The 1055-nt window shown below is 38.0% G+C and carries 1 protein-coding gene; it reads left to right on the top strand.

Annotated features, from left to right (window positions below; genetic code table 11):
* Window positions 1-511 precede the first annotated feature (511 nt).
* Window positions 512-1055 (top strand): AMP-binding protein (locus AC1DUW_RS30230; protein ID WP_477644362.1); only part of this gene is annotated, 544 nt, incomplete at its 3' end.

Genomic DNA, 1055 nt, shown 5'->3' with positions numbered 1-1055 from the left:
GAAGGTGCGAGACTCCTGCGGGAAAAGCGTGTCTAAGGGAGACCCCACAGGCGCAAAGGCGCCGAGGAGGCTCCCTGACCGCCCGCGGAAAGCGAGTGCCTGGAGTGGAAATCAACGTTCGAATTTTTACAATAAAAAACTGTAGACAATAATCAGCATCCTTTTTATTTAGTTTATTATGATGAAAAACAAACAAAGCAAATAAACGGTAGGGTGCCGGTTATGTATCATGTTCATCGACCAGAAAATAATCTCCTGATAATATCCTATTATTTGTAACTACTACAATTATTATTTTTTCGGGCTATATTCTTAAATCAAAAATGACTTATTGAGTCAATTTTAAATCCTTGTACTAGCAAGCTAATAATCTTATCCAGACAACAAATAATTCAATTATGAATTCTAATGCTGATAGAATCTATGCACCAGTACGATTTATTTTTGGCACACTCCTTGCATATTATTAGCATGACTTCTTTATTTTTTGAATGAAGAAAKGGGAGGACTAATGGATAGACCTTGGAACAAGCATATCCCGTCCGGAAATCCAATGGAAATTGATATACCTGAAATATCTTTAACAGACTTATTTTACCAATCAGTTGGACTGTATCCGGATAAAACAGCGATTACGTTTATGGATCAAACGTATACATATTCTGAGTTAGGGCAGTTAGTGAAAAGATGTGCCCGGATACTTGCTGATGATGGGGTTAAAAAGGGAGATCGTGTGGCTATTATGCTGCCCAATTGTCCTCAATATCCGATTAGTTTTTTTGGAACGCTTTTGAATGGTGCGATCGTTGTTCAAATCAATCCAATGTATAAGGCGAACGAATTGATACATGTACTAAAAGATTCAGGTGCAAGACACATCCTTGTGCTCGATAAACTTTATCCCACGGTAGAAGCGATATTAACAGAAACACGTGTTGAAAAGACAATAAGCGTGTCTATGGAAAATGGCAGGTGTGAGCTGACAAAAAGGCTTATGAAAATAATAGAGGCAGATTTTACTGTACCAATTGAACCTGATGAAGATGTTGCTGTCC

The organism is Peribacillus sp. P4_C12, assembly GCF_056402095.1.
Note: the sequence above shows the minus strand (reverse complement) of the source record. Positions and strands in the feature narration are given on the sequence as shown.